The sequence below is a fragment of the Ructibacterium sp. SJQ-7 genome (assembly GCF_054696575.1).
This window is the reverse complement of sequence record NZ_CP195193.1, coordinates 890814-917000: the sequence shown is the minus strand read 5'-3', so window position 1 is coordinate 917000 and position 26187 is coordinate 890814. Positions and strand designations below refer to the sequence as shown.

Below are 26187 nucleotides of genomic sequence, written 5' to 3'. Positions count from 1 at the left end.
ATAGTTAAAATAAATAACGGAAAGAGAAAGGAATTTTTATAATGGAAAATAACATAATAATGCTTGAAGATGAACACGGTTGTATGATTGAATTTGAAACAATCGATGTATTTGAATTTGAAGGTGTAACATATTTCGCACTTCTTGAAGTTCTTCCTGAAGGTCAGGAAAATGATGAAGTTCTTATTATGCAGGTTGAGGGTGACGTTGAGTCAGAAGAGGCTGAGCTTGTAATGGTTGAGGATGAGGCAAGACTTGAGGCTGCATTTAATGAATTTTTAAGACGTGATGAGGAAATGGCAAACGAAGAATAATATCGGCAAAACCATAGAGGTAATGTCAAAATAATTCGTTTTGTAAGTTTTTTTGAAAAACTATAAATTTCCTATTGAAATTTTGTTCATTATGTGCTATTATAATAACAGAAAAACAAAATAGCTAATTACCCTGAGATTTCGCGTTTAAAAGTCTTTTTTTTACCAACACTTCTTAAAAGGGATATTATCTCCGTTTATGGCGTATACGCCTCCGTTCCTTCGGGAATGCCAGTGGACATATAAAGTAAACGGGATTTAGCCCACCTGCATGAGCAGGTAGAAACTCGACTTTAACTGACGGTTATTTTGGGGTTTTTTTATTGCCTGTTTTTTTATTGACAATACAATATTGAAATGATATAATTAAATATGTATATTTATGATAAAAATTACTTCGGAGGATATTAATGATAACAGGAAAACAAAGAGCGTATTTAAGAAAAATGGCGCATCAGCTTGAACCTATATTCCAAATAGGCAAAGAAGGTGTTACCGACGCATTTATTGACGGACTTAACAAAGCACTTACAAAACGTGAAATTTTAAAGGTGCATATACTTGAAACTGCAATGCTTGATACTCGCGACACCTGCAATTACGTTGCGGAACGTCTTGGAGCGGAGCCGGTGCAGGCAATCGGAAATAAGTTTATAATTTATCGTAAATCCGATGAAGAAAAATACAGAAAAATCGAGTTGCCGAGGAAATGAAAATAGGAATAATGGGCGGTACGTTCAATCCTATCCATAACGCACATCTCTTAATTGCGGAAATGGCAAGGGAGGAATACGGACTTGACCGTGTGATATTTATAACGGACGGCAATCCGCCTCATAAGAGTGCGAACGTTACGGCAAAACAACGCTTTGAAATGACGCATATTGCCATAGCGGATAACAGTGCTTTTGAGGAGGACGATTTTGAAATTAATCGCAGTGAAAAATCGTATACGGTAAACACGCTTGGATATTTAAAAGAAAAATATCCGAATGACGATTTGTTTTTTATAATCGGTGAAGATTCGCTTAATGATTTTGATAAGTGGTACAAGCCCGATAAAATACTTGAAATGTGTTCGCTGCTTGTATTTCCGAGAAAATCGCTAAAGTCGCTTACGGAAACGATAAAGGCCGTAAAAGAAAAAATGAACGGTCGGATATTTCCTATATCAGCACCCGTTTTTAGAATATCTTCAACGGATATAAGAAACAGAGTGAAAAACGGTCAGACGGTAAGATATATGCTGCCTGAAAATGTTAGAGATTATATAAATAAGTATCATCTTTATAAGGGAAACGAAAATGATAGATAATTACAAGAATAAATTAAAGAGTATGCTAAGCGAAAAACGATATAAGCACAGCCTTGGAGTGTGTGACGAAGCGGTAAAGCTTGCCGAAAAGTACGGTGCAGATACCGAAAAAGCATACACAGCCGGAATTTTGCACGATTGTGCAAAGTGTTATGACACAGACGAACAGATAGAACTTTGTCAAAAGTACGGTGTTGTGCTTGATGATATAACGCTTGCGTGTAAGCCTGTCATTCATGCACCGCTCGGTGCAAAAATCGCAAAGGCTGAGTATGGAGTGAACGACAAAGACGTGCTTGACGCGATAATGTGCCACACGGTCGCAAAGAAGAATATGTCGCTTTTGGATAAGATAATCTATATTGCGGATATGATTGAGCCTATGCGTGATTTTGACGGAGTGGAGGAGCTTAGGAAAGCGGCGTACGAAAATATTGACAGGGCATTTATTCTTGGACTTAAACAAAGCATTGTATTTAACGCACAGAAAAATAAAATAATACACCCCAATACATTATCGGCATGGAATTATATGCTGATGAACGGAAAATAAAAGGAGGGACACTAAATGACTAAGGTTGAAATTATTCAAAAGGCACTTGAAGATAAGAAAGCGACAAATATAGAAGTGCTTGACGTTGCAGAGCAGACATCACTTGCGGATTACTTTGTTGTTGCGTCTTGTCAGTCAACGGTACAGGTAAGAGCGTGTGTTGATGAAATTGAAGAAAAGCTTGAAGAGGCAGGCTTTGAGATAAATCATAAAGAGGGTTACAGAGGCGGCAGCTGGATTTTGGTTGACTGCGGTGACGTAATCGTTCACGTTATGCAGCACGAAATGCGTGAATTTTATGCTATTGAACGTCTTTGGGACGACGTCGGTAACGTAGACGAATCAGAAGAAGAATAAATTTTAAAGGAGCAAATATACAAATGGAGAGTTACAACTTTAAAGCTATTGAAAAAAAATGGCAAGATAAGTGGGAAGAAACAGGTGCATTCCACGCTGAAACAAACAGCAAAAAGCCTAAATTTTATACAATGATAGAGTTCCCGTATCCGTCAGGTGCGGGCTTGCACGTAGGTCATCCGAGAAGTTATACGGCACTTGATATTATCGCAAGAAAGCGTCGTATGGAGGGTTACAACGTACTTTATCCGATAGGCTGGGACGCATTCGGACTTCCGACTGAAAACTTTGCTATTAAAAACAAGGTACACCCGAAAATCGTAACGGCAAAGAATATTGCTAACTTTACACGTCAGCTTAAAATGCTTGGTTTCTCATTCGACTGGTCAAGAGAAATTAACACAACCGATCCGAGCTATTATAAATGGACACAGTGGATATTCTTGCAGCTTTTTAAGCACGGACTTGCATATAAGCAGGAAATGCCGATTAACTGGTGTACCGGTTGTAAAGTAGGACTTTCAAACGAAGAAGTTGTAAACGGTGTTTGCGAAAGATGCGGAAGTGAAGTTGTTCAAAAGAGAAAGAGCCAATGGATGCTTAAAATCACCGAGTACGCACAACGTCTTATCGATGACCTTGACGATGTAAATTATCTTGAAAAGATTAAAACACAGCAGAAAAACTGGATAGGCAGAAGTGAGGGCGCAGAGGTTAAGTTTAAACTTTCAACAGGCGATGAAATGATTGTTTACACAACGCGTGCAGATACACTTTTCGGTGCAACTTATACAGTTATGTCACCTGAACATCCGCTTATCGAAAAGATGAAAGATTCAATTACAAATTATGATGAAGTGCTTGCATATAAGACAGAGGCGGCAAAGAAGTCTGAATTTGAAAGAACAGAGCTTGCAAAGGAAAAGACAGGTGTTAAACTTGAGGGAATTTATGCAGTAAATCCTGCAAACGGTGCAAAACTTCCTGTATTTATTTCTGACTATGTACTTGTAACTTACGGTACAGGTGCAATTATGGCAGTTCCTGCACACGACAGCCGTGACTGGGATTTCGCAAAGAAATTTAATCTTCCGATTATCGAAGTTGTTTCAGGCGGTAAGAACGTACAAGAAGAGGCTTATACAGATGTATACAAGGGTAATATGGTAAATTCCGAGTTCCTAAACGGTCTTCCGGTAAAAGAGGCTATTCCTACAATGATTGAATGGCTTGAAAAGCAAGGTCTTGGGAAGAGAAAAGTAAACTTCAAACTTCGTGACTGGGTATTCTCACGTCAACGTTATTGGGGTGAACCTATTCCGCTTGTACATTGTGATAAATGCGGTTGGGTGCCTATTCCTGAAAGTGAACTTCCTTTGGAACTTCCTGAAATTGAAACATTTGAACCGGGTGAAAACGGTGAATCACCGCTTGCAAAAGCATATGATTGGATTGAAACAACTTGTCCGTGCTGCGGCGGTAAGGCACAAAGAGAAACAGATACAATGCCGCAGTGGGCTGGTTCAAGCTGGTATTTCCTAAGATATATGGATCCGCATAATGATGAGGCACTTGCGTCAAAAGAGGCGTTGGAATATTGGTCACCTGTCGATTGGTATAACGGCGGTATGGAGCATACAACACTTCACCTTTTGTATTCACGTTTCTGGCATAAGTTCCTATATGATATAGGCGTAGTTCCTACAAAAGAACCGTATATGAAACGTACTTCACACGGTATGATTCTTGGTGAGAACAATGAAAAGATGTCTAAGTCAAGAGGTAATGTTGTAAATCCTGATGAAGTTGTAGAAGAATTCGGTGCGGACGCATTCAGAACATATGAAATGTTCATCGGTGCATTCGATCAGTCAACTCCATGGTCACAGCAAGGTTTGAAAGGTTGTTATAAGTTCCTTGAAAGAGTATGGAACTTGCAGTCAATCGTAAATGACGAAGAAGGTTACAGTGCTGACCTTGAAAAGAATATGAATAAGACTATAAAGAAAGTCGGCGAGGACTTCGAGAGAATGAAGTTCAATACGGCTATTGCAACTATGATGAGTCTTGTAAATGATTTTTCAAAGAAAGGCAGTGTAACAAAGGGCGAATATAAGACGCTTATTACACTTCTAAACCCTGTTGCGCCTCATATGACAGAAGAATTGTGGCTGACTTACGGTAACGGCGAACTTCTTTCACTTCAGCCATGGCCGAAATATGACGAGGGCAAGACTGTTGATGATGAAATTGAAATCGTTGTACAGATTAATGGTAAAATTAAGGATAAACTTATGATTCCGGCAGGTCTTGATAAGGACGGCACACAAGAGGCGGCAATGAATACCGAAAAGATAAAAGGACTTATCGAGGGTAAGAATGTTGTCAAGGTGATTGCAGTACCGGGTAAACTTGTTAATATAGTTGTAAAATAACAGAGAACATGGAGAGTGTTGCATCGCAACACTCTCTTTTAAGGAGTAAATATGGATAGTTTAATTTACAGTCTTAATGCGACACTTCCCGTATTCCTTGTTATAGTGGTCGGATACGTTCTGAAACAGATAGGAATTCTAAATGACGGATTTGTTAAGACGGCGAATAAGTTTAACTTTGTTGTGACGTTGCCGGTGCTGTTGTTTGTTGACTTGTCAACTACCGATATAATCGGCGATTTTGATATTACATATGTTTTGTATTGTGCATTGGTTACGACAGTGGCATTTTTCGGATTGTGGATTGCGGCAAAGTTTTTGATTAAAGATAAAAAGATAGTGGGTGAGTTTGTACAAGCCGGTTATCGTAGCAGTGCGGCGATATTGGGTGTTGCGTTTATTCAAAATATATACGGCGACAGCGGAATGGCGCCTGTTATGATTATCGGCTGTGTACCGCTTTTCAATATATTTGCGGTGCTTGTTTTGACTTTTGAGGGGGAAAAGGACGGCGACGGCAAAGGCAATATTATAAATTCACTTATTAATATTGTTAAAAATCCTATTATAATAGGTATTGTTTTGGGTGTTGCGGCGTCACTTTTGAAAATTGATTTTCCCGAAATAATTGATAAAACATTAGCATCGCTTGCAAAAATGGCATCACCGCTTGCACTTATAACAATCGGTGCGGGCTTTGAGGGACGAAAAGCGATAGCGAAAATTAAGCCGACAATAGCGGCAACTATGATTAAACTTGTTGTTCTGCCGGCGGTATTTTTGCCGATAGCAATAAAGCTCGGTTTCCGTGACCAAGCACTTGTTGCACTTATTATAATGCTTGGCTCACCGACAACTCCGTCAAGCTATATTATGGCTAAAAATATGGGGCACGAGGGTGTGCTTACATCAAGCGTGGTCGTTGCAACGACGCTTATGTCGTCATTGTGCCTTACATTTTGGATTTTTGTTGCGAGGTACTTCGGATATATAATATAAAGAGAACGGCAGGCGACAACTTGTCGCCTGCCCCAAAAATCACATCTTACGATGTAATTTTTGAGTATTTTCAGAGAAAAAATCATAAAGTTCCTCCAAAGTCGAAACTTTAGATTTTAAGCCATTTCTGCCGCACAGGTCGCCAGAAATGATTTTCAATGAGGTTAGCACCTCAAACACCATAAAATAAAGTAGACAAAACCATTATGGTTTTGTCTGCAATTTGAGATGGCTACATATTCGTAGTCATTTTTTTTATTAACAAAATATTCATAAATAAAATTCTTCCTTTAAGGTTTATTTAAGAAACTAAATGTATAATGAAATCAACATAAAGGAAAGGGGTAATAAAAATGAATATCGGATTAAAGAAAAAGATAATAAGTATAGCAGCAGTAGTTGCAATTACCGCAACAATCGGCAGCGGATGTGTTTTGGCAAAAAGCAATGATATTACGGTTACATATGACGGTGAAAATATCAGCTTTGACGTTCAGCCTGAAATCGTAGATGACAGAGTAATGGTTCCTATGCGTACCATATTTGAAACATTCGGTGCAAAGGTTAAATGGGACAGCGACACACAGACGATAACCGCAAAGAAAAAGTCAAAGACTATACAAATGACTATCGGCAGCAGTGATATGACTAAGAATGACGAAACATATTCATTTGATGTTTCACCTATAATCGAGGACGGAAGAACACTTGTTCCGATTCGTGCAATAAGCGATATGCTCGGACTTGATGTTGAGTGGAACGAAAAGAACAACACAGTTACAATAACCACTCCGCAAGATGATGAGGACGAGTCTTGGAAAAACAACACAGGAACGGTTGATCTTGACAATGTTGAAGTTACAGGTGACGGTATAAGCGTATCGGATAACATTATAACAATTTCAAAGGGCGGTGACTTTGAAGTCACAGGCACACTTGATGACGGTCAAATTGTTATTGACACCGAAGAAAAAGTTAAACTTCGTTTGTCGGGTATGAGTCTTACAAATAAAAACGGCTCGGCTGTATATGTAAAGAATGCCGACAAGGCTTATATCACTTTGACGGACAATACCGAAAATACTTTGACGGACGGAGAAAATTACACAAGCGGTGATGAAAATGAAAAAGGCTGTATAACATCAAGAGATAATCTTGAAATTAAGGGCAGTGGCTCACTTAGCGTAAACGGAAATTATAATCACGGTATTTTCAGCAGTAACAGCATTGAAATCGGTAACGGAAATATTACCGTAAATGCAAAAAATGACGGTATTCATGCAAATGACACACTTGCGATAAGCGGAGGTACTGTAAATGTTACTGCAGAGGGTGACGGAATTCAAGCAGAAGAAATACTTGATATATCGGACGGTGAAGTGAATGTTACGACAACAGGCGAGGTTAAGGCAAGTACATCTAATGACTTCGGCGGTCGAGGTGAAATGAAAGATTTGTCACAAATGACAGATGATGAAATTCAATCAATGCGTGAACAAATGAATAATAATCAATTTACGCAAACAGAAGAAAGTGACGACAGTGAAGATACTTCAAGCAAAGGTATAAAAGCGGATTGGATGCTTGATATATCGGGCGGTGAAGTTACAGTTAATTCAACAGACCATGCTATTCATTGTACGTCTGATATAAATATTACGGGCGGTACACTTAATTTATCGTCGGAGAGTAAAAAAGGTATATCAGGTCATGGTGATGTAACGATTGATGACGGTGATATAACGATAACAAAATCAACCGAGGGTATTGAAAGTAAGGAGATTTTGACGATAAACGGCGGTAATATTGACATAACTGCAAGTGATGACGGATTTAATTCAGGCGGTACAGGTGCAAATCAAAACGGCGGTTTCGGCGGCGGTACTAATATGCAAGGCGGTCAGCAGGGCGGCAGAGGTCAAATTGGCAGACGAAACAGTAACGGACAGGGCGGTAATCAAATGACACCGCCTGAAATGCCAAGCGACCAAAACGGCGGACAAATGATACCTCCGGAAATGTCAAACGGACAGGACGGTAATCAAATGACACCGCCGGATATGTCAAGCGACCAGAACGGTAGTCAAATGACACCGCCGGATATGTCAAGCGACCAAAACGGCGGACAAATGACACCGCCGAATATGCAACAAGCCGAGGGTAATGAACAGGACAGTGAACATCATATCCAAATCAACGGCGGTAATATTAAAATAGTTGCCGATGCAGACGGTATTGATTCAAACGGTTCATTGTTCATCAATGGCGGTACTGTTACGGTTGACGCACAGGCAACGGGTGCAGAAAGTGCTTTTGATACAGACGGTGCGTTTATAGTAAACGGCGGTACAATTATAGGTGTAAGCGGCAGCGGTATGGATGAGAATCCGAACAGTTACTCTGCTCAAAACGTAATTTTGGCATACACAACTTCACAGATTTCCGCGGGTGATGAAGTTAAGATAACTGATTCAAACGGTAAGACAATCGCTGAGTATACAGCCGTTAAAGGCGGAAGTAAGATTGTGTACTCATCGGATAAACTTAAAACAGGTGAAATGTATACGGTTTACGCAAGCGGTGAAGAAGTCGGAAGTGCCGAAATTGAAAGCAGTATAACGAAGATAGGAACAAAGTCAAATTCGGGTTTCGGCGGTAGTCACAGACAAAAAACAACGGATAACACAACCGACACAAGTGCAACAAATTAATAAATAAGGCAAGCCATATCGGCTTGCCTTAACGTGTTGGAATGTGAAAAAGGACGCCGAATAACAGCCATCACTCCGACACTGCGTGCTACCTCTCCTCAAGGAGAGGTATTAGTAAGGCTCCCATAGAGGGGAGCTGTCGACATAGTCGACTGATGGGGTGGTAGAGGAACAGAAAAAGGGCGACCAATGATCGCCCTTCCGCAAAATAAAACATCATTCCACAAATTTAAAATTAATAACATCGAAAAGTCCCGAATCGGTAATACGAACTTCGGGGATTACAGGTAGCGGCAAAAATGCAAGTGACAAAAACGGATCGATTTTATCTGTTATATTAAGCACTTTTGCGGCACTGTAAAGGTTATCGTGTTCTCTTGTAACTTCATCGGCTGATTTTAAGGACATAAGTCCCGCAATATCAAGAGTCATTGATGCGATAACTTTACCCTCTGAACAAACTGCAATACCGCCGCTTGTACCGAGAGTATTTACGGCAAGTGCCATATCGCTGTCGTTATCGCCGATAACGATTACATTATGGCTGTCGTGACCGATAGAAGTGGCGATAGCACCGTTTGTAATTCCGTAATTGGTTACAAATCCGATACCCTTTGTACCTAAATTATGATGACGTTCGATAACGCATACTTTAGAAAGGCTGTCGGAATACGATACAGTAACCTTTTTTGTGATAATACTTTCGGGTATAAGTTCGATAGCGTCAAATTTGTCTTTAACATCAGTCTTGAAGAAGTCGGCTGATATTTTCGGCAGATGAACAGTATTTGTAACTTTTGAATTGTCAACTGTTTCGCATTCAAACAATGCTTTACCGTTTTCACATACAAGTTTGCCGTTTTTGTAGACTTGTGATATTGAACTTAAATTCAAATCATCGGCAACGACAATATCGGCAACGTATGACGGAGCGATTGCCCCTTTATTCTTCATACCGTAGATTTCACAAGCGTTAAGCGTTGCCATGATGATTGCGTCAATATTGTTAAGACCGAGTGAAACGGCTTTTCTGATACAGTGGTCAATACTGCCGTCACGAATAATTTCGCCGACAAATCTGTCATCGGTACAAAACGCACAACGTCTTAACGTGTAAGGGGTTACACCCTTGATAAGTTTTGCAACGTCAAGCGAAAGCGTACCCTCACGAAGAAGAATATACATACCTTTGCTTATCTTTTCGGTCATTTCTTCAACGACACTGCATTCGTGGTCGGTTTTTATACCGACACTTGCATATGCGTCAAGCTCATGACCCGAAAGCAAAGGTGCGTGACCGTCAATGATGTCAAGACACAGCTTACCGAGTGTTTCATCATCACCTGAAACAATACCGGGATAATTCATCATTTCACCGATACCGAAGAATTTAGGTGCAAGTTTTTGAGTTGTTTTTGCGTCGAGATTAGCACCTGTATGTTCAAAAGGCGTTGCAGGTACACATGACGGCAACATAAGATTTACGTCAAGCGGAATATTTTTCGCAGACTTTAACATAAATTCAAGACCGTCCTCACCGCATACGTTTGTTATTTCGTGAGGATCGGCAATAACGGTTGTAATACCGTGAGGCATAACTGCCTTTGCATATTCGGACGGCTGCGTCATAGATGATTCAATATGAACGTGCGAATCGATAAAACCCGGCATAATATATTTGCCGGAAACGTCTTGTTCGTTTTCACCGCTGTATGAACCGACACCGCAGATAATACCGTCTTTTATAATAACATCGGCTTTAATAACTCTGCCCGAAAAAACATCAACAACGTTTCCGCCTTTAAGTATTAAATCAGGTGCGATACGTTCCATAGCCGTATCAATATATGTTTTTTTCACTTAATATCACCTCGTATAATTATGATACAGTTATTATATACTAAAAGTTAATAATATTCAAATGAAATGTGAATAAAGTGTAAATTCATATTGTATCAAAAGTGTAAATATTGACTTTGAATAATTGTGGTGGTAAAATGGTTAAGTAAATTAACAAAATTTAATATTACGGTGTGTGGGGGGATACACGGTGAAAGAAGAAATGTTTCTTCAATGTTGGGAAATCGTAAGCAGGATAAAGCTGTGGTTTCTTTCAAAGTGTCCTTTTGAGGAAATGTCAAGGGGCGATTATATGATGTTGAATTTACTTACTCAGTCCGCAAATGACGGAAAAATGATGACGGTCACTATGATGAGTGACATTTTAAAAGTCAGTAAGGCGGCTATTTCTCAAAGCATAAAGGCTTTGAAGAAAAAAAACTTGGTTAAAAGTATATCGGATACAACCGATAAGCGTAAGAGTTATATAGTTCTTACTGACGAGGGCAGAAAAGCATATGAAAATCAAAGGAAAGTTATAATCAGAAACTTACAGGAATATTTCAGAGATGTAGATGAAGCAGACCTTAAAATGTTTTGCGATAAATTAACTAAAGTCGCAGAGCAGATAAGTTTAAAAATATAAAGGTGCAGGAGGCAAGAATATGGTAGATTTTACTTCTGAAAAGGAGCAAAAGCTTTTAGAAAGCGACGCAGAAGTATCTAACACAGAAGATATAAATGCAGACGAACTCACTTTTGAAGAAGTATCTGGATTTTCAGATGATGACGGCGACAGTGAGGAAGAAGAAAAGAAACCGAAAAAGAAATTTATTGGATATGACAAGCAAAACAAGAAGTTCTTTATCAGTAAGTTTAAGATAGGAAAGAAATTACTTATAATTATTCTTGTAATAGCAATACTTGCAGGCGTGTGTTCGGGACTTATTATAAAGTCCAAAAACAACAGTGCCGTAAAAGTTATGTATACCGATTCGCCGGTTGAACGTCGTACTATCACAAATACAATCACAGGTTCATCATCTATCGAGCCGAATGATTCGTATAACGTAACGACAATCAAATCTGGCGATATAACAAGTGATACATTCAAAGAGGGTGACGTTGTTAAGAAAGGTGATAAGCTTTATCAATTTGAGGACAGTGACGCTCAAAATTCTTTGAGTACGGCAAAAAATGCACTTGCAAAAGCACAACAGGCATATGTTGACGCAGTAAAGCAAAAGGCACAGACCGTTTCTTCAAACAATATCGGTACAAAGTCTGCACAAAATGCAGTAACAAAGGCATTAAATTCGCTTAATGATACTAAAAACAATCAGTACATACAGTCAAATTCAGCAGGTAAAGTTAAAGAATTATCCGTAAAAGAAGGGGACCATATCAATGCCGGTGCAACGGTTGCAACATTGTATGACGATTCTTATATGAAACTGAGAATACCGTTTAATGAAGTTGATGCCGAAAGTATTCAGACAGGCGCAGCCGCAACAGTATCTGTTATAGGTTCGGGCGATACGATTTACGGAACTGTTAAAGAAAAATCATCGTCAGCCGTTTCAACAGACGCACACGCTAAAGTTGTGTATGTAACGGTTGAAGTCACAAATCCCGGTGCACTTACAACAAATGATTACGGCAGTGCGGAAATAAACGGAGTTGCTTGTGCAAATACGGCACAGTTTGAATATGTAAGCGAGGGAACAATCACATCAACGGCATCAGGCACACTTGAAAATCTTAATATTGCGGTAGGAGATTCTGTTTACAGCGGTCAAAAAGTCGGATATGTTAAGTATGATAATCAAAACTCGACAATGAGCAATGCACAGCTTTCATATAATGATGCGGTTTTGGCACTTGAAAAGCAAGTATTGCAAAATGATACTTTCTCACAGGATTCAAGCATAAAGAACGCACAGCTTGCACTTGACGATGCCGAACTTGGTATAGAAAAAGCACAGGACGCAGTTGACGATTATGTTGTAGAAGCTCCGATTGAGGGTACAGTCGTTAAGAAAAACTCAAAAGCAGGCGATACGATAGATTCTTCAAATGCAACAGATCCGCTTTGTGTAATTTATGATTTGTCAAGCGTTAAATTCTCTATTGACGTTGACGAAACGGAAATAGCACTTGTTAAGACAGGTCAAAAAGCTACTGTAACGGCAGACGCGGTAGAGGGTGAATTTGAAGGTGTGGTTACAAAAGTTCCTGTAGACGGTGTAAACGAAAACGGTGTAACAACATACACTATCGAAATTCAAATAGAAAATTACGGCGATTTGTTGCCGGGTATGAATGTAAACGCTGAAATCGTTGTCGAGGAGGCTGATGATGTAATTGCTGTACCTGTAAACAGTGTAAACAGAGGCAATATTGTATTTGTAAAGGACGACGGAACAACTCACGAAAATGATGTTACGGATATTATAAAGGGTAATAAAGATAAATCGGGTAAACCGGACGGCAAGAAAGCTGATGACGGAAAACAAGCCGAAAATAAAGACAGTAAGCCACAGTCAAGCGGTATGCCTGTTGTAAGCGGCGATACACCGAACGGTGATAAATCGGATGAAAATTCGGCAGCTAAAGAAAGTGTACCTACTAATATAGATGTACCGGACGGTTACCGTGCAATTCAGGTTGAAACAGGAATTAACGATACAGACTATATCGAAATCAAGTCGGGTTTAACAGAAAAAGACCGGGTAAGAACGCTTGACACAGAATCGTCAAGTGCGAATGCGTCATTCGGTGTTCAAAATGCTCAAGAAATGTATGTAGTTCCTAATGGCAATATGGGCGGAATGCCCGGCGGAGGAATGTCAGGCGGAGGAATGTCAGGCGGCGGAATGTCCGGTGGCGGCGGAATGCCAGGCGGCGGAGGTATGTCCGGCGGCGGTGGCGGAATGCCGGGCGGAAGATAAAGCGGAGGTGAAGTAAAATGCCTCCATTGGTAGAAATGAAAGATGTTTATAAGATTTATCATATGGGTGATACGGAAGTTCACGCACTTGACGGAATATCTCTTACCATAAACAAAGGCGAATTTGTTGCGATAGTAGGTCAGTCGGGTAGTGGTAAATCTACTTGTATGAATATTATAGGTTGCCTTGACGTGGCAACAAAGGGTGTTTACAGATTAAACGGACGAGAAATTAATAATTACAGTCAAGATGAATTGGCTGATGTAAGAAATAAAATGCTTGGATTTATATTTCAGCAATATAACTTACTGCCGAAATTAACAGTATTGGAAAACGTTGAACTGCCGCTTTTGTATGCGGGACTTAGCGACGCGGAACAAGAGAAAAGAGCACTTGCTTCACTTGACAGAGTAGGACTTAAATCAAAAGCGAAAAACCACCCGACACAGCTTTCGGGTGGTCAGCAACAGAGAGTGTCAATAGCAAGAGCTTTAGCAGGCGATCCGTCGGTAATACTTGCCGATGAGCCGACAGGTGCACTTGACTCGCGTACAGGTCGTGAAGTAATGCTGTTTTTGCAGAAACTTAATGCGGAGGGTAATACGATTATTCTTATCACTCACGATAACTCGATAGCGGCGAAAGCAAAACGTATCATTCGTATAACAGACGGACGTATCGTTTATGACGGCCCGGCAGAGGGTGACATAACAGTAATGAACCAGCACGGTGCCGGCGAAGATGCTCCCGAAGATGAAAGAGCAAAGGGGGCGACTTGATTATGAGTATTTGGAAATGTTTTCAGATGGCAATGTCAAGTATTGTCGGCAACAAAATGCGTTCGATACTTACAATGCTCGGTATTATAATCGGTATTACGGCGGTTATTGCGCTTGTAAGTCTTATGTCGGGAATGACATCGGAAATAACGGACGCATTTGAAGAAATGGGTATTGAATCAATCAATGTTTCAATTCAAGACCGTTCCGCGACAAAGGAAGTAAAGCCTGAAGAAATGGAACAGCTTGCGGAAGAACATTCCGATATTATTGCAGGTCAGTCACCGACAGTTTCAATGCCTGCATTTATAAAAAACGGCAGTGATACAATTTCAACACAGGCAACAGGTGTAAACGAATACTATCTCGGAATGAAAAAGTATAATATTACATACGGACGTGAGCTTACATATGTTGACGTTGAGAGAAAGCAGAAAGTCTGCGTTATCGGTACTTATATAGCAAAAGAAGTTTTCGGCGGTGACGCACTCGGTAAGTCTATTCAAATAACGGGTACGCCGTATGAAGTTGTCGGAATACTTGAAGAACAGGACGACTCGACAGAAAATTCTTCGGATAACTGTGTGTATATACCGTACACTTTGGCGTCATACACAAACCGTACATCAACCGTAAGCAGCTATGTTGTCTATGCGGTTGACCAGGAAAAGGTTGAGGAAGCGGTTTTGCTTTTAGAAGCACTTTGTGATAAAGATATAGGCGACAGTGATTACTATACTGTAACTTCAATGAAGTCTATGGCAGACAGTGTAACCGATATTCTTGATAAAATGGAACTTATGCTTATCGCAATCGCGGCTATATCGCTTGTTGTTGCCGGTATCGGTATTATGAATATTATGCTTGTGTCGGTTACGGAACGTACAAGGGAAATAGGTATCAGAAAATCGCTTGGTGCAAAGCAGAAAGATATACTTTCTCAATTCGTTATTGAGGCGGGTATGCTTAGTTGTTTGGGCGGTGTAATCGGTATTATTATAGGCTCGCTTTTGGCAATACTGGCAGGTAAACTTTTGGGGATGGATATATTACCGACCCCGACATCTATTATAGTATCGTTTACGGTTTCGGCGATGATAGGTGTGTTCTTCGGCTATATGCCTGCTAAAAAAGCAGCCAAATTAAATCCGATAGATGCTTTACGTTATGATTGATAACTCAGCGATACGAATGATTTTCTCTCGGACTGAGTTTTCTTGATTTTATAGTATGTACGATAATATTGCACGGAAAGGAAGTAAGTTATGAAGAAAATAATTTCTTTTGTTTTGGCGGCGGCTATGTCATTATCGACTTTGCCTGCATTGGCAGACTGGAACAATGACGAAGATATTATGTCGCTTTTGTCGGAACTTAATATAATGGTCGGCGATGATGACGGAAATTTAAGACTTGATGACAATGTATCAAGAGCGGAATTTGCGAAAATTGCAGTAGCGTCATCAAGCTACAAAGATACAGTAGCAACAGGTTTAAAAGTATCACCTTTTAAAGACGTTACATATACTCACTGGTCAGCACCTTACATAAAGGCCGCTGTATCAGCCGGAATTGCAGAGGGATATGTTGATTCAACATTCAGACCTGACAATACGGTATCATATGAAGAGGCACTTACAATGGTATTAAAGGTGCTTGGATACACAACACAGGATTTCGGCGATTCATGGCCTTACGGTCAAATGGGGCTTGCAAACAGTCTTGAAATTACAAAGAACGTAAATGCCGAGCAAGGCGAGGCACTTACAAGACGTCAAGTTGCAAGACTTATTTACAATACACTTGACACAAAAATCAAAGATAATCAAAGCAAACTTATAACTTCAGTGTTTGACAGTAAAGTTATTGAGGGTGTTACGATTATTGCGTCACACAACGAGGACAGCTCACTTGGTACTGATAAAATCTATACAACAGCCGGAACATTTGAATTTGACGGTAATTTTAACAGTGATTATGTCGGCAGAAAAGGCGATATTGTCGTAAAGAACGATGAAGATTTTGTGTCATTTACACCGCGTGACCAGCAAGTTGAAGAATACACCGTTTCAAATGTAATCGGTTCAGATATAATTCTTGACGGCGATATGTATAACATCAATTCAAACACAACTACATATTACAAGTCACAGGCACTTACATACGAAAATGCCGCAATGCAAGCCGAAAAAGGCGATACATTCAAGCTGTTTAAAAATTCAAACGGTTCTGTTGACTATGCAATGCTTGTTGCAAAAGACAGCGAAACAGGTACGGACAGCTTTGATAAATATGTAATCTATTCACTTCTTTCAGATGCAGTTATATGTTATAAAAACGGCAGTTTTGAACAGATTGATATAACAGACGGCACAACTTGTTACAAAGATAAGAATAAGAGTACATACGGTGCTATAAAGAATGAAATGGCAATGGGCGACATTCTTTATGTCAAGATGGACGGAAGTAATGTTGATTACGTAAGCTATGAAAAGGGTAATATGGAAGGACCGGTCAAGGTTACAAATTCAAATTGGATCGCGAATTTCGATACAAACGGTTCGACAACGGTAATGAGAAGCGGTAATAAGGTTGACGCATCGGAAATTCAGCTTAACGATATTATTTACTATTGTAAAGATTTGAATATGGTGCTTGCTTATACGGATAAGGTTACAGGCGTGTACGAAAAGGCGTCACCGACAAAGGATTCGCCGACAAGCGTTACAATTTCGGGTAAAGAGTATTCTGTTGAAAGCGTAGATGCATTTAATGCACTTTCATCAAGCGGAACATTTAAGTACGGTGATACCGTAACACTTCTTCTTGGCAGAAACGGCGAGGTAGCCGGAGTTGTCGGCGGAAGTGAAAGCACATCTTCACACACAACAGTAGGATTTGTTACGGAAACAGGCAAAAAAGATTTCACAAACCCTGATAATACGGTATATTCAAGTTACTATGCAAAGGTTGTTACACCTGACGGAACAGTAAATGAATATGCGACTTCATCAGATTGCAGTTCGCTTAAATGTGCTGTAGTAAATGTATCATTTACAAACGGTAAAGCAAGTCTTTCAAGAGCAAAGGGGTATGACAACGTAAGCGGTAAGTTTAATTCCGAAAAGAATAAATTTGGCGATTATACCCTTGCAGACGATGTGAAGATTCTTGACACTGCCGGAACTGCAAGCGACGACTTAGCAATGTACACAAGAATTTATCCGCAGCGTCTTGACGGTGTTACGATAAAATCTTCAAGCGTATTGTATTATTCAAAGAATAAAGCCGGTGAGATTGAAGAGCTTATATTGAAAGATATAACGGGTGACGCTTATAAGTACGGTGTGATCACTGCTGCTGATTCGACAACTCATACATATACTATTGATATAGACGGTACGCAAAACACATATGCGACTGCATTCTCAACAAATGTAAGAGGTCCGCACAGATTCAGTATGAATCAGACAGGTATTGAAAGTATGCGTCAGCTTTCATCGTATCCAAGCAATATAACTTCGCTTACACGTACAGAGGCGAAAATCAATAATCAAACATATTTGCTTAGTGATAAGGTGATTGTATATCATAAGACAGATGTTAATAAATATCTGAAGATAACGCTTGATGATGCTATAAACGGAAATTATAAGCTTACTGCTTATTACGATAAGGCACAGACATTGGGTGGCAGAATTCGTATAATAATAGCTCAATAAGATGAAAAACAAGCGATGAAAATCGCTTGTTTTTTTGCGTAATATTAAAATTTTATAAATTTGACGGCAGATATATTGACATATTAAATGTCAGTGATTATAATAATAGGTAAAGAAGGCTATGTGTAAATTAAAAAGGCGGTAGAATAAATGAATTCAGTTTTGTATTGTTTGCATAATTTGTCACAAAAATCGCATTTAAGACGTATGGAAAAGTTTACTCAGCACGGTGACACTTCGTGCCTTTTGCATACGATTGCGGTTGCGTATTACAGTATTAAAATTGCCGAGTTTTTCGGTATAAAATACAAAAAGCGTGACCTTATAAGAGGCGCATTGTTGCACGATTATTTCTTATATGATTGGCATGACGGCGAAAAGGAGAGAAGAATACACGGTTTTACTCATCCTATGACGGCTCTTAGAAATGCTGACAGAGATTTTGATTTAACCGATACAGAACGCGATATTATAAAAAAGCATATGTTCCCGCTTACTGTAATTCCGCCGACTTGCCGAGAAGGGTGGATAGTATGTTTGGCGGATAAATATTGTTCTCTTTATGAAACATTTAAAAAAGAAGCGTACAGAAAGATAAATACAAAGATTACGGGGGACTATGCTGAATTGTATAAGGAAATACAAATGATTTAAATAAGGGGGGTAAATGATGAGTTTTTGCCAATATTTCTTGTGCTTTGCGGTATTTAGCTTTATTGGCTGGGCTTATGAAACGGTATATTACAGCATACAACAAAGAAAATTTGTAAACAGCGGCTTTTTAAGCACTTGCTTTTGCCCTATATACGGTATGGGAGCAATGCTTGATTTGATATTGCTTGGATGGATTGAAAATCCTTTGATACTGTTTTTTGCGGGAATGGTGGTTACCTGCTCGCTTGAATATTTTGTATCGTGGCTTTTGGAAACGCTGTTTCATAAGAGATGGTGGGATTATACAGGTTGGCCCGGTAATATAAACGGACGTGTTTGCCTTATAGGCGGAATTGCGTTCGGTACATTTACCGTTGCACTTATTAAGCTTATTGCACCGGTGACGATTGATATGATTGGCAGCGTGAGTTTACCGGCGTTACATATTATGACGTGCGTAATTGCATTTGTGATGATTGCGGATACGGTTAAGACGGTTAAGTGTATGGATTCGTCAAAACTTTGGTATGTGGAAAAACAAGCCGAATTTATGGACGAGCTGCGTAACGGCAGATGTGTGGGATTGATTAAAAAAATAAAAGATACATTTAGAAGATAAACGGAGCATTTTTGCTCCGTTTTTGTGTGTAAAAAAGAACCTTTGGCACGGGCAGACGGTGATATTTCACTGTCAAAGTCCGTATATGCCTCCGGTTCTGTATATAACAGTATCATATCAAAATAGGAATGTCAAGAATATTAAGCAGACAAAATAAAAACAGATAAGATACCGACAGGGAAAAAGTTTCCCGAAAGTGAGTCAAAATTCGATAGTATCTTTATCTGTTAATAACATTATATGTGAAAGTAGGCCGATTGTCAAGCGGTTGTTTGGCAGTGACACAAATAAGATACGGCTAAAGTAACTGCTCAAATTAATGATGCATCAAAAAGAAGATGTAGATTATTGAGAAGCGACTGCTACAAACAGTGTAACCACGCCTGACACGTCCAAAACGTCCCAACCACTACATCTTCTATCGGCAGTATATCAAATATTGTATTGATTGTCAACGGTGGATGTAGGGGCGATATATTGGACTATTTCGTTACCGGTTTTGAGTTGGTGATTGGAACAAGATTGTTTAGAGAATTCCACCACATAACTTTTACGGTATGAGTTGCAGAAAGTAGGGAAGCACTTATATTTTCTTGTGGTGAATGGGTAGTACAACGTAATAATCTGCCGTCCAAATTAAATTCAGAAATTAAGATAATTCCGCCTGAAGTGCTGTTTGTGAGCTTAACAGATATATTGTTGCCTTCAATGTTGCAGTTAATATCATGTGTAGGACTTGCGGTAGGACTCATTGTAGCAGTTGGACTTGTTGCAGGAGTTATTGTCGGATTTGTAGTCGCGGTCGGACGTGGTGTAGGTTTTTGGGTAGAAGTCGGAATTAGTGTCGGACTCGCTGTCGGAGTTGCAGTAGGATTTAATGTAGGTTTTGGAGTTGCAGTAGGCGTTGCTGTCGGAGTTATTGTCGGGGTCGGATGTGGAGTAGCTGTCGGACCCGTGGTCGGAGTTATTGTCGGGGTCGGATGTGGAGTAGCTGTCGGACTCGTGGTCGGAGTTATTGTCGGAGTAGCTGTCGGACTCGTTGTATGAGTAGGACGTGGAGTCGCAGTAGGAGTATGACTCGGAATAGGACTCGGACTCACGGTTGGAGTGGGATTTATAGTAGGAGTCGGAGTAGGAGTCGGAGTGGGACTCGGAGTAGGACTCGGAGTCAAAGTCGGAGTAGGGGTTGTTTCTGCAATTCCGCTAATTTCAAACTCTAATTTATCTGCTGACATATTTGTTACATAAACAAATATGTCGTTACCAATATAAAGTTCTTCGCAGTCACCGACTGCACAATCTGACATAGTTGAGTATTGACCGTTAGAAACGACCTGCATATTCCAGTTAACTCCTGTAGTGTTTATATTTGAGGGAAAACGTACACCTGTGTTAGCAAGATAGCAAATCAGTCCACTCTTAAGAGTTACACCTTTTATCAAGTCACCGGTATTGCACGAATAGAGTTTCTTGTTTTTTGTATCATATTTGTTACCATTGTCATCGAATTGACGATATTCCAAATAAAGAGTTTTTCCGTTCGGCAAATCTCGTTTATATGCAACAACTTCATTTTGAGCTGAGGCAGGGTAGAGTGTGTATGTACCGTTTTTATCAATGGTTTTAATTTGATTATTGTCAAGCCAACCGAGCGATTCGCGTTCTTTAACGGAAATATACTGTCCGATAGGGGTTAGATGTTTTGCCATCAGTGACATATAATACACCGCGCTTGTTTGGTTGGAGCGGTACAAGTCTTTCAAGCCAAGTGCGTGCATGGTCTCATGACATATTTTACCTGTCGGTAAAATAGGCAGATTATCCTCACCGCGATAAAGCACAAGTCCGTTTACGTTTTCGTAGTTGCACGTTAGCTGTAAATATTCTCCACTCTGATAAGTATTAACTCCTTCTTGCACTGAAATCATATTTGAATATGAGTGATAGTCCCAAAGAGGTGAATTCCAACCAACCGAAATATTTTGCGTTGTATTTTTGTAAATCACAGTAATTAAATCAATTTTTCCGTCACGGTTTCGGTCAAGATCGGCAAAATTATATTGATTTTCTTCTATATCTTTTGGTTTGTTTCCGTTCGTGATTGCGTTTGAAATTGTATTCGCCCAATCAGTCTGTAGTTCATACATTCTGGAATTTTCTTCTCCACTCTCGTAGCCGTAAGGGTTTTGGTCATCTTTTTCGGCATAATAACCGCGTGGCTTTGAAAGTGTGAGCGAATTGTTGTTGTCAAAAAGATAAAGCGTTTGCATATTCATTTTCCCGCCACTTACTGTTTTGAAATAGTCAGCGACATTATATACACTTTTATTATATGTATTGTCTAAAATGTTGCGGACAGTTGTGTCGGCATAAGTGTTGTTGATAAATTCGTCCTCGTCAGAAAATTTCATAAATACAACAAGATTTGTGAAATTTGGTGCGTTTGATTCGTTCGATAAAACCGCACCACAGGGAATAGTGCCGAAAATTAATATTAACGTGGTTATAATACATATTGCTGTTTTAAATAGTTTTGTTTTATTTTGCATTGTTTTCTCCTAATAGTCAGAGGAATAATCTCAGCTGACAAAGTAATTTAGATATTGTTCAACGTCAATCGGTTATAGCATCAACAACGTCATTAAAGTTTTTCTTTAATAGCTATATTTTTGCAGTTAGTAGGGCATACCTTTCAAATTAAAGTTACATTTCTCTAATCAACAATTTAGGAACACCCATTATTCGGCAGTGTTTTAATTCTTCACCCGCAATTAATATTGGCGGAACATTCGGATTGATAGGAACTAATCTTAGCCAATCTTCACCTTCTACAAACTCGACTTTTTTTAATGTTGATATTTCGTCATTGTATATCACTGCTCCGACATCACCACTATAATTAACGGTGCTTTGACGTAAGATTAATACTTTATCGCCGTCTTGATATTGAGGATACATACTGTCACCCTTAATGCACAGTACAAAGAAATCTTTCGGAGTATGTCCTTTTAAATATGAATTAGGAATATCGACTTTATCTCCGTCCCATGATTCAATAGCGATATGATTATATCCTTTCGCTATGTCACCTATAACGGGGAATGTTGTGTAGTCCTCTGTTATATTCGGATTTGGAAATTTATCATCTGTATATATTTCCGTTTCGTGTTCGTCCAGTCCCATTAAGTAGCTTGGAGTTGTTTGAAGTGCATTGGCAAAAGCTATGATTTTTGATTGAGTTATATCATTTTTGCCCATTTCAATTTTATTTATAGTTGAACGGGATTTATACCCTAATTTAGTTGCAAGTTCTTCTTGTGACATTCCGAGTTCTTCTCTGCGTGCTTTTATTCTCTTATATAATTCCATAAAATATCACTTCCTGTCTAAACATTTATTGTCATTATTAATATATCATAATGTAGACTATTTGTCAACTTTGCTTTAGAACTATAAAAAAAAGTTGATGAATAATCTACAAAATAAGGGCATTCCTGTTAAGTAACAAAAACGAGGTGAAATTCACGGCAAGATAGAGAAAGATTGCGAAAGTGACGAAATGGGAACAATCGCAAGGAAAAATTGTTGTGAAACTTATTGACAAAGGATATATAAACAAAGCTATATAGCATATTTGTATAAATATTGTAAGAAGAAACTTGACAGAGAAATTGAGAAAGGATATAATATTTATGTAAGTCTATATGCTAAAAAAACATACCAAGAGCAAAAATACTATGAGGTTTATACAGAGTGTAGAGTATATGAAATATTAACTAACGAGTGAGGTGTAATGTATGTTAAGATTACCTACAGAAGAAGAAAAAAAACTTCGTGATATTTTCAAACCATATATTAATGGCTGTAATGAAAAGCAACCTTTAACTTCTGATGCACCGCCTGAAGCTGTTGAGGCTTTTGAAAAATGGAAAGAACTTAGTCTGCGGTTAGACAAAGAAGCAGAAGAATTGATTATGGGTTGGGAAATAGTAAAAGAAAGTAAATAAAGCAAGCACGTCAAAAGGCGTGCTTTTTTGATACCAAAAAGGAGAGTGGAACAAGTGAATATACGAGGTTTACCGCCTTAGCACCTATGAAACGGTGCTTTTTTGACCGTGATATATGAAAAGTGGCTTGACGTGGTACAATAACGGCATATTTTGCGGACGATGACCTTGACAATAGCGATGTAGATGATATACTAGAAGTAGATAAAGATAATATGGATCTTATGAAGTCTCCGTTTACGGATAAAAAGAGAAAAGCGGTTTTGAGTCATGCATCAAAAGTTATCTATGGTAATCTAAAAATACCTGTTAAAAAAGTGTCAAACAGTCATTGTGATCTCTATGTGGAAGATAGCATAAAAGCTAATGATAAAGTAATAAGACTTTATGAGGAATTTATAAGTGCAACTTATCCATACCTTAAAAAATATGTTGAATTGTCGCAAATTATATTGGTTGATTTCGGTAAGTATGGTACAGGAACTGGAGAAAATACAGAAGCTATTGGTGGTTATAATGATGAACTACGAAAAATTATGCTTAATTCAAAATTTAATACGGCTGAAAAGATACTTGATTTCGTTGAAAGTGGAAATTTTGCAAATAATGAAGTGATATCTGTAGTATTACACGAAGCAGGGCATAAGTATTATTATGATAGTATTAGAAAGCTTGTAGAGAAAAGTGGTATAAGTAAAACGGAAGCCAAAAATAAAATTGATCAAGCTATTGAAAAAATAATAAAAACTCAAATTATACAAGATAGCCGCGATGTTCAATTAGCGATAAGTCCATATGCAGGAAAGGGTTATACAAAACGTGATTTTTCAGAAGTAACTGCCGAATGTATGGTATCAATAAAATTTAACGATATATCAAGATCAATTATAGATAAGATTGAAAGGATGACAAAGTGATGATGGTTTTAGATACACCCGAACAGCAAGCCATAATGGATAGAATGAAAGGGTTGGAATATAATTCTGAAGCACATATAGCATTATTAAAGGAATATTGGGAACTAACGAAAAAAATTTACAAAGGAACATTTTATGAAGGTATGATTGATCCGCCTAATGAGGAGGCATATGAACTTATGCGTGAAACATATGCAAATGAAAAGCAACATTATATAATTAAATAGGAATTATAAAAAGTTTGATATGGAGATGTATGCTAAAGAAAGTAAAGAACACAGAAATAAAATGCCGATTGGTTTTTGCTAAAATAATAAGTGGTGAAAAATAATGGATTACCAAAATAAAATAAAGGAAATAATATATAATAATTCTGAATATTTTCCGTTTGAGTGGATACGTTCGTTCAAAATGAGAAACAAGAGCTTGCCGCTTGCTGATGAAGAAGAAAAAGAGTACAAATTCTTATTAGAAACATCAAAAAAATGTTGTGAGGAACTGATAAGAGAATATCCTGAAAATAATAATGTTCATTTATGGAAAGAAGCTTTGGAGGAAATGAAAAATATTGTATAGATAAGCGGTTATTGGAATTGGTAAAGAGGTGTGTAAAATGATGAGGATTATAACAGATTATGACATAAAAATAGGCAAAGAAATGGCTAAGTGGATGGTGTATCCCAAAGATGGAGATAACTACTTACGAGAAGATGCACCTGAAGAAGTAAAAAAGTATTACGAGAAGTTACAAAGAGAATTTAGTATGTTTGATTAAAGCAAAAAAATACTAATGAGCGTGTTTTTTATTACAACAAAGGGGTATAGACAATGGATAATTTTAAAGTTATTTATAAAATACTTAAAGTCCTTGAAAAATTTATTAATTAATGTTATAAAAAGTTTGATGTAGAGAGGTGTTTATCATGATGTTTAAACCATCCAAGAAAGTATTAGAATTGTGGGAAAAATATAATGAAGCTTACGACGCTGGGGATTTAGAAGAATATGAAAGGTTGCATGCCGAATATATGAAGTTATATACAAAAGAATCGGATGAGTTCAGAAGTAAAATGCCGAGCAGTTTTTGCTAAATAATATCGTTAAAGCACGTCTTTGGGCGTGCTTTTTTGACCGTGACAAGGTAAAGAATGCGATATATGAAAAGTGGCTTGACGGAAGATTAGTTATAATGGACGTAGGTTGTTTCGGCGACTAAAAAAATGTTGCAATATTTTCCTTTTGTGATATAATAGAACAAAAGGGAGGTAATGGATATGAAGAAATATATAGCAGGTATTGCAACAGGTGTGATTTTATCATTTACGGTAGCTTTGGCGGTAAATTACACCGCAACGGAAAATACGTTTCCTATTCAGTTAAACGGTGAAAACGTTAATGTAGAGGGGTATAATATTGACGGCAGTACATATTTTAAGCTCCGTGATATAGCCGATACGGTTGGCGGATTTAATGTTGATTTTAACGATAATACAATTCAGCTTTCCAAAGACGGATATGTATACGAAACAAAACCGAATACAAAGGCTTTTGTTTTAGACGATAATGCAAAATCGTTTCTTGCGGAGCAAGGTTATGTAATACCGTATTTTACACAGAACGATTTACAAAGTGAAGATTTTGTAAGAAGTTTTATCTTCTATTATTACACAGAAGGTTACGGTGCGGATACGTCTGCTCAATATAAAAACGGATATTTTGAATGGTCCGAAAATTCTGTAAGAGATACTTATAAATTGCTTTTCGGTGCAGATATGCCCGAATATCACCCAACCGATAACGGCAGTGTTTTGTATGAAAACGGTAATTATAAAATCAGTGTTTCAAATCGCGGAGACGGCAGATATGAATTTATAAGTGCCGAAAATGTCGGTGACGGAATGGACGTAGTATTTAAAAATACCGATTCAACAGGAACTGATTTCGGAAATGTCACATTCCGCCTTGTTCCGACAGATAACGCAAACGGATATATAATAACTCAAAAGACAAATTAA

At 38.4% G+C, this 26187-nt stretch carries 26 protein-coding genes and 1 other RNA gene; 24 read left to right on the top strand and 3 right to left on the bottom strand.

All coding sequences use genetic code 11. From position 1 onward, the window contains the following. The first annotated feature begins 41 nt into the window (after positions 1–41). The 9 genes from ACSAMO_RS04065 to ACSAMO_RS04025 all read left to right on the top strand — a co-directional run bounded on the left by ACSAMO_RS04065 (position 42) and on the right by ACSAMO_RS04025 (position 8684). Positions 42–314, top strand: coding sequence for a DUF1292 domain-containing protein (locus ACSAMO_RS04065; protein ID WP_022230101.1), 273 nt, complete (start codon positions 42–44; stop codon positions 312–314). Positions 315–441: 127 nt separating this feature from the next. Further along, a non-coding RNA gene (gene ssrS, locus ACSAMO_RS04060) (6S RNA) lies at positions 442–634 on the top strand. A 90-nt stretch (positions 635–724) separates the two neighbouring features. Continuing rightward, complete coding sequence (gene yhbY, locus ACSAMO_RS04055; RefSeq protein WP_117968526.1) at positions 725–1027, top strand: ribosome assembly RNA-binding protein YhbY; 303 nt, start codon at positions 725–727, stop codon at positions 1025–1027. Continuing rightward, on the top strand, positions 1024–1629 hold the full coding sequence (gene nadD / locus ACSAMO_RS04050; RefSeq protein ID WP_499209901.1) for a nicotinate-nucleotide adenylyltransferase: 606 nt from the start codon (positions 1024–1026) through the stop codon (positions 1627–1629). The genes yhbY and nadD overlap by 4 nt, the downstream gene beginning before the upstream one ends. Then, a complete protein-coding gene (gene yqeK / locus ACSAMO_RS04045; protein ID WP_499209900.1) occupies positions 1619–2182 on the top strand; it encodes a bis(5'-nucleosyl)-tetraphosphatase (symmetrical) YqeK in 564 nt (187 codons plus the stop codon). The genes nadD and yqeK overlap by 11 nt, the downstream gene beginning before the upstream one ends. A 15-nt stretch (positions 2183–2197) precedes the next feature. Beyond that, positions 2198–2539, top strand: coding sequence for a ribosome silencing factor (rsfS, locus tag ACSAMO_RS04040; protein ID WP_022230105.1), 342 nt, complete (start codon positions 2198–2200; stop codon positions 2537–2539). 23 nt (positions 2540–2562) lie between these two features. Next, positions 2563–4974 (top strand): leucine--tRNA ligase, encoded by a 2412-nt coding sequence (leuS, locus tag ACSAMO_RS04035; RefSeq protein ID WP_499209899.1) that lies wholly within the window; start codon positions 2563–2565, stop codon positions 4972–4974. 51 nt (positions 4975–5025) lie between these two features. Further along, positions 5026–5973 (top strand): AEC family transporter, encoded by a 948-nt coding sequence (locus ACSAMO_RS04030; RefSeq protein ID WP_308456705.1) that lies wholly within the window; start codon positions 5026–5028, stop codon positions 5971–5973. 353 nt (positions 5974–6326) lie between these two features. Further along, positions 6327–8684 (top strand): carbohydrate-binding domain-containing protein, encoded by a 2358-nt coding sequence (locus tag ACSAMO_RS04025; protein WP_499209898.1) that lies wholly within the window; start codon positions 6327–6329, stop codon positions 8682–8684. A 216-nt stretch (positions 8685–8900) separates the two neighbouring features. Here the strand turns inward: ACSAMO_RS04025 and ade are convergent, their stop codons facing one another. After that, positions 8901–10544, bottom strand: a complete 1644-nt coding sequence (ade, locus tag ACSAMO_RS04020) for an adenine deaminase (RefSeq protein ID WP_443722903.1) — start codon at positions 10542–10544, stop codon at positions 8901–8903. A 190-nt stretch (positions 10545–10734) separates the two neighbouring features. On the opposite strand from ade, the gene ACSAMO_RS04015 reads away from it, so the two are divergent. The 7 genes from ACSAMO_RS04015 to ACSAMO_RS03985 all read left to right on the top strand — a co-directional run bounded on the left by ACSAMO_RS04015 (position 10735) and on the right by ACSAMO_RS03985 (position 19248). Next, positions 10735–11169: a MarR family winged helix-turn-helix transcriptional regulator gene (locus tag ACSAMO_RS04015; protein ID WP_499209897.1), complete on the top strand. Its 435-nt coding sequence runs from the start codon at positions 10735–10737 to the stop codon at positions 11167–11169. A 19-nt stretch (positions 11170–11188) separates the two neighbouring features. Next, entirely contained in the window at positions 11189–13474 is a 2286-nt protein-coding gene (locus ACSAMO_RS04010; RefSeq protein WP_499209896.1) for an efflux RND transporter periplasmic adaptor subunit, read from the top strand. Between the two features lie 17 nt (positions 13475–13491). Beyond that, entirely contained in the window at positions 13492–14253 is a 762-nt protein-coding gene (locus tag ACSAMO_RS04005) for an ABC transporter ATP-binding protein (RefSeq protein ID WP_022230113.1), read from the top strand. A 2-nt stretch (positions 14254–14255) separates the two neighbouring features. Next, positions 14256–15428 (top strand): ABC transporter permease, encoded by a 1173-nt coding sequence (locus tag ACSAMO_RS04000; RefSeq protein WP_499209895.1) that lies wholly within the window; start codon positions 14256–14258, stop codon positions 15426–15428. A gap of 90 nt (positions 15429–15518) precedes the next feature. Continuing rightward, positions 15519–17975 carry an S-layer homology domain-containing protein gene (locus ACSAMO_RS03995; protein ID WP_499209894.1) on the top strand — a complete coding sequence of 819 codons (2457 nt, stop codon included), beginning with the start codon at positions 15519–15521 and terminating at the stop codon, positions 17973–17975. A gap of 150 nt (positions 17976–18125) precedes the next feature. Beyond that, positions 18126–18629, top strand: coding sequence for an HD domain-containing protein (locus ACSAMO_RS03990; protein WP_022230116.1), 504 nt, complete (start codon positions 18126–18128; stop codon positions 18627–18629). 16 nt (positions 18630–18645) lie between these two features. Further along, complete coding sequence (locus tag ACSAMO_RS03985) at positions 18646–19248, top strand: putative ABC transporter permease (protein WP_499209893.1); 603 nt, start codon at positions 18646–18648, stop codon at positions 19246–19248. Positions 19249–19730: 482 nt separating this feature from the next. Here ACSAMO_RS03985 and ACSAMO_RS03980 read toward each other — a convergent pair whose 3' ends face one another. Both ACSAMO_RS03980 and ACSAMO_RS03975 read right to left on the bottom strand, forming a co-directional pair. Beyond that, positions 19731–21797 carry a metallopeptidase domain-containing protein gene (locus tag ACSAMO_RS03980; RefSeq protein WP_499209892.1) on the bottom strand — a complete coding sequence of 689 codons (2067 nt, stop codon included), beginning with the start codon at positions 21795–21797 and terminating at the stop codon, positions 19731–19733. 154 nt (positions 21798–21951) lie between these two features. Then, the gene (locus ACSAMO_RS03975; protein WP_499209891.1) at positions 21952–22617 is read right to left on the bottom strand and encodes a LexA family protein; all 666 of its coding nucleotides are present in this window, start codon (positions 22615–22617) and stop codon (positions 21952–21954) included. Positions 22618–23045: 428 nt separating this feature from the next. Here ACSAMO_RS03975 and ACSAMO_RS03970 point away from each other — a divergent pair, with 428 nt between their 5' ends. The 8 genes from ACSAMO_RS03970 to ACSAMO_RS03935 all read left to right on the top strand — a co-directional run bounded on the left by ACSAMO_RS03970 (position 23046) and on the right by ACSAMO_RS03935 (position 26187). Further along, entirely contained in the window at positions 23046–23255 is a 210-nt protein-coding gene (locus ACSAMO_RS03970; RefSeq protein WP_482490184.1) for a hypothetical protein, read from the top strand. Between the two features lie 215 nt (positions 23256–23470). Beyond that, positions 23471–24172, top strand: a complete 702-nt coding sequence (locus ACSAMO_RS03965) for a hypothetical protein (protein ID WP_499209890.1) — start codon at positions 23471–23473, stop codon at positions 24170–24172. Beyond that, a complete protein-coding gene (locus ACSAMO_RS03960) occupies positions 24172–24399 on the top strand; it encodes a hypothetical protein (RefSeq protein WP_499209889.1) in 228 nt (75 codons plus the stop codon). Before ACSAMO_RS03965 ends, ACSAMO_RS03960 begins: the two co-directional genes overlap by 1 nt. Positions 24400–24502: 103 nt before the next feature. Further along, on the top strand, positions 24503–24748 hold the full coding sequence (locus tag ACSAMO_RS03955; RefSeq protein ID WP_412294926.1) for a hypothetical protein: 246 nt from the start codon (positions 24503–24505) through the stop codon (positions 24746–24748). Between the two features lie 37 nt (positions 24749–24785). Continuing rightward, positions 24786–24947 carry a hypothetical protein gene (locus ACSAMO_RS03950; protein WP_499209888.1) on the top strand — a complete coding sequence of 54 codons (162 nt, stop codon included), beginning with the start codon at positions 24786–24788 and terminating at the stop codon, positions 24945–24947. Between the two features lie 148 nt (positions 24948–25095). Beyond that, on the top strand, positions 25096–25263 hold the full coding sequence (locus ACSAMO_RS03945; RefSeq protein ID WP_022230123.1) for a hypothetical protein: 168 nt from the start codon (positions 25096–25098) through the stop codon (positions 25261–25263). Next, on the top strand, positions 25257–25388 hold the full coding sequence (locus ACSAMO_RS03940) for a hypothetical protein (RefSeq protein ID WP_482489514.1): 132 nt from the start codon (positions 25257–25259) through the stop codon (positions 25386–25388). Before ACSAMO_RS03945 ends, ACSAMO_RS03940 begins: the two co-directional genes overlap by 7 nt. A 58-nt stretch (positions 25389–25446) precedes the next feature. Then, positions 25447–26187, top strand: coding sequence for a hypothetical protein (locus tag ACSAMO_RS03935; RefSeq protein WP_482489512.1), 741 nt, complete (start codon positions 25447–25449; stop codon positions 26185–26187).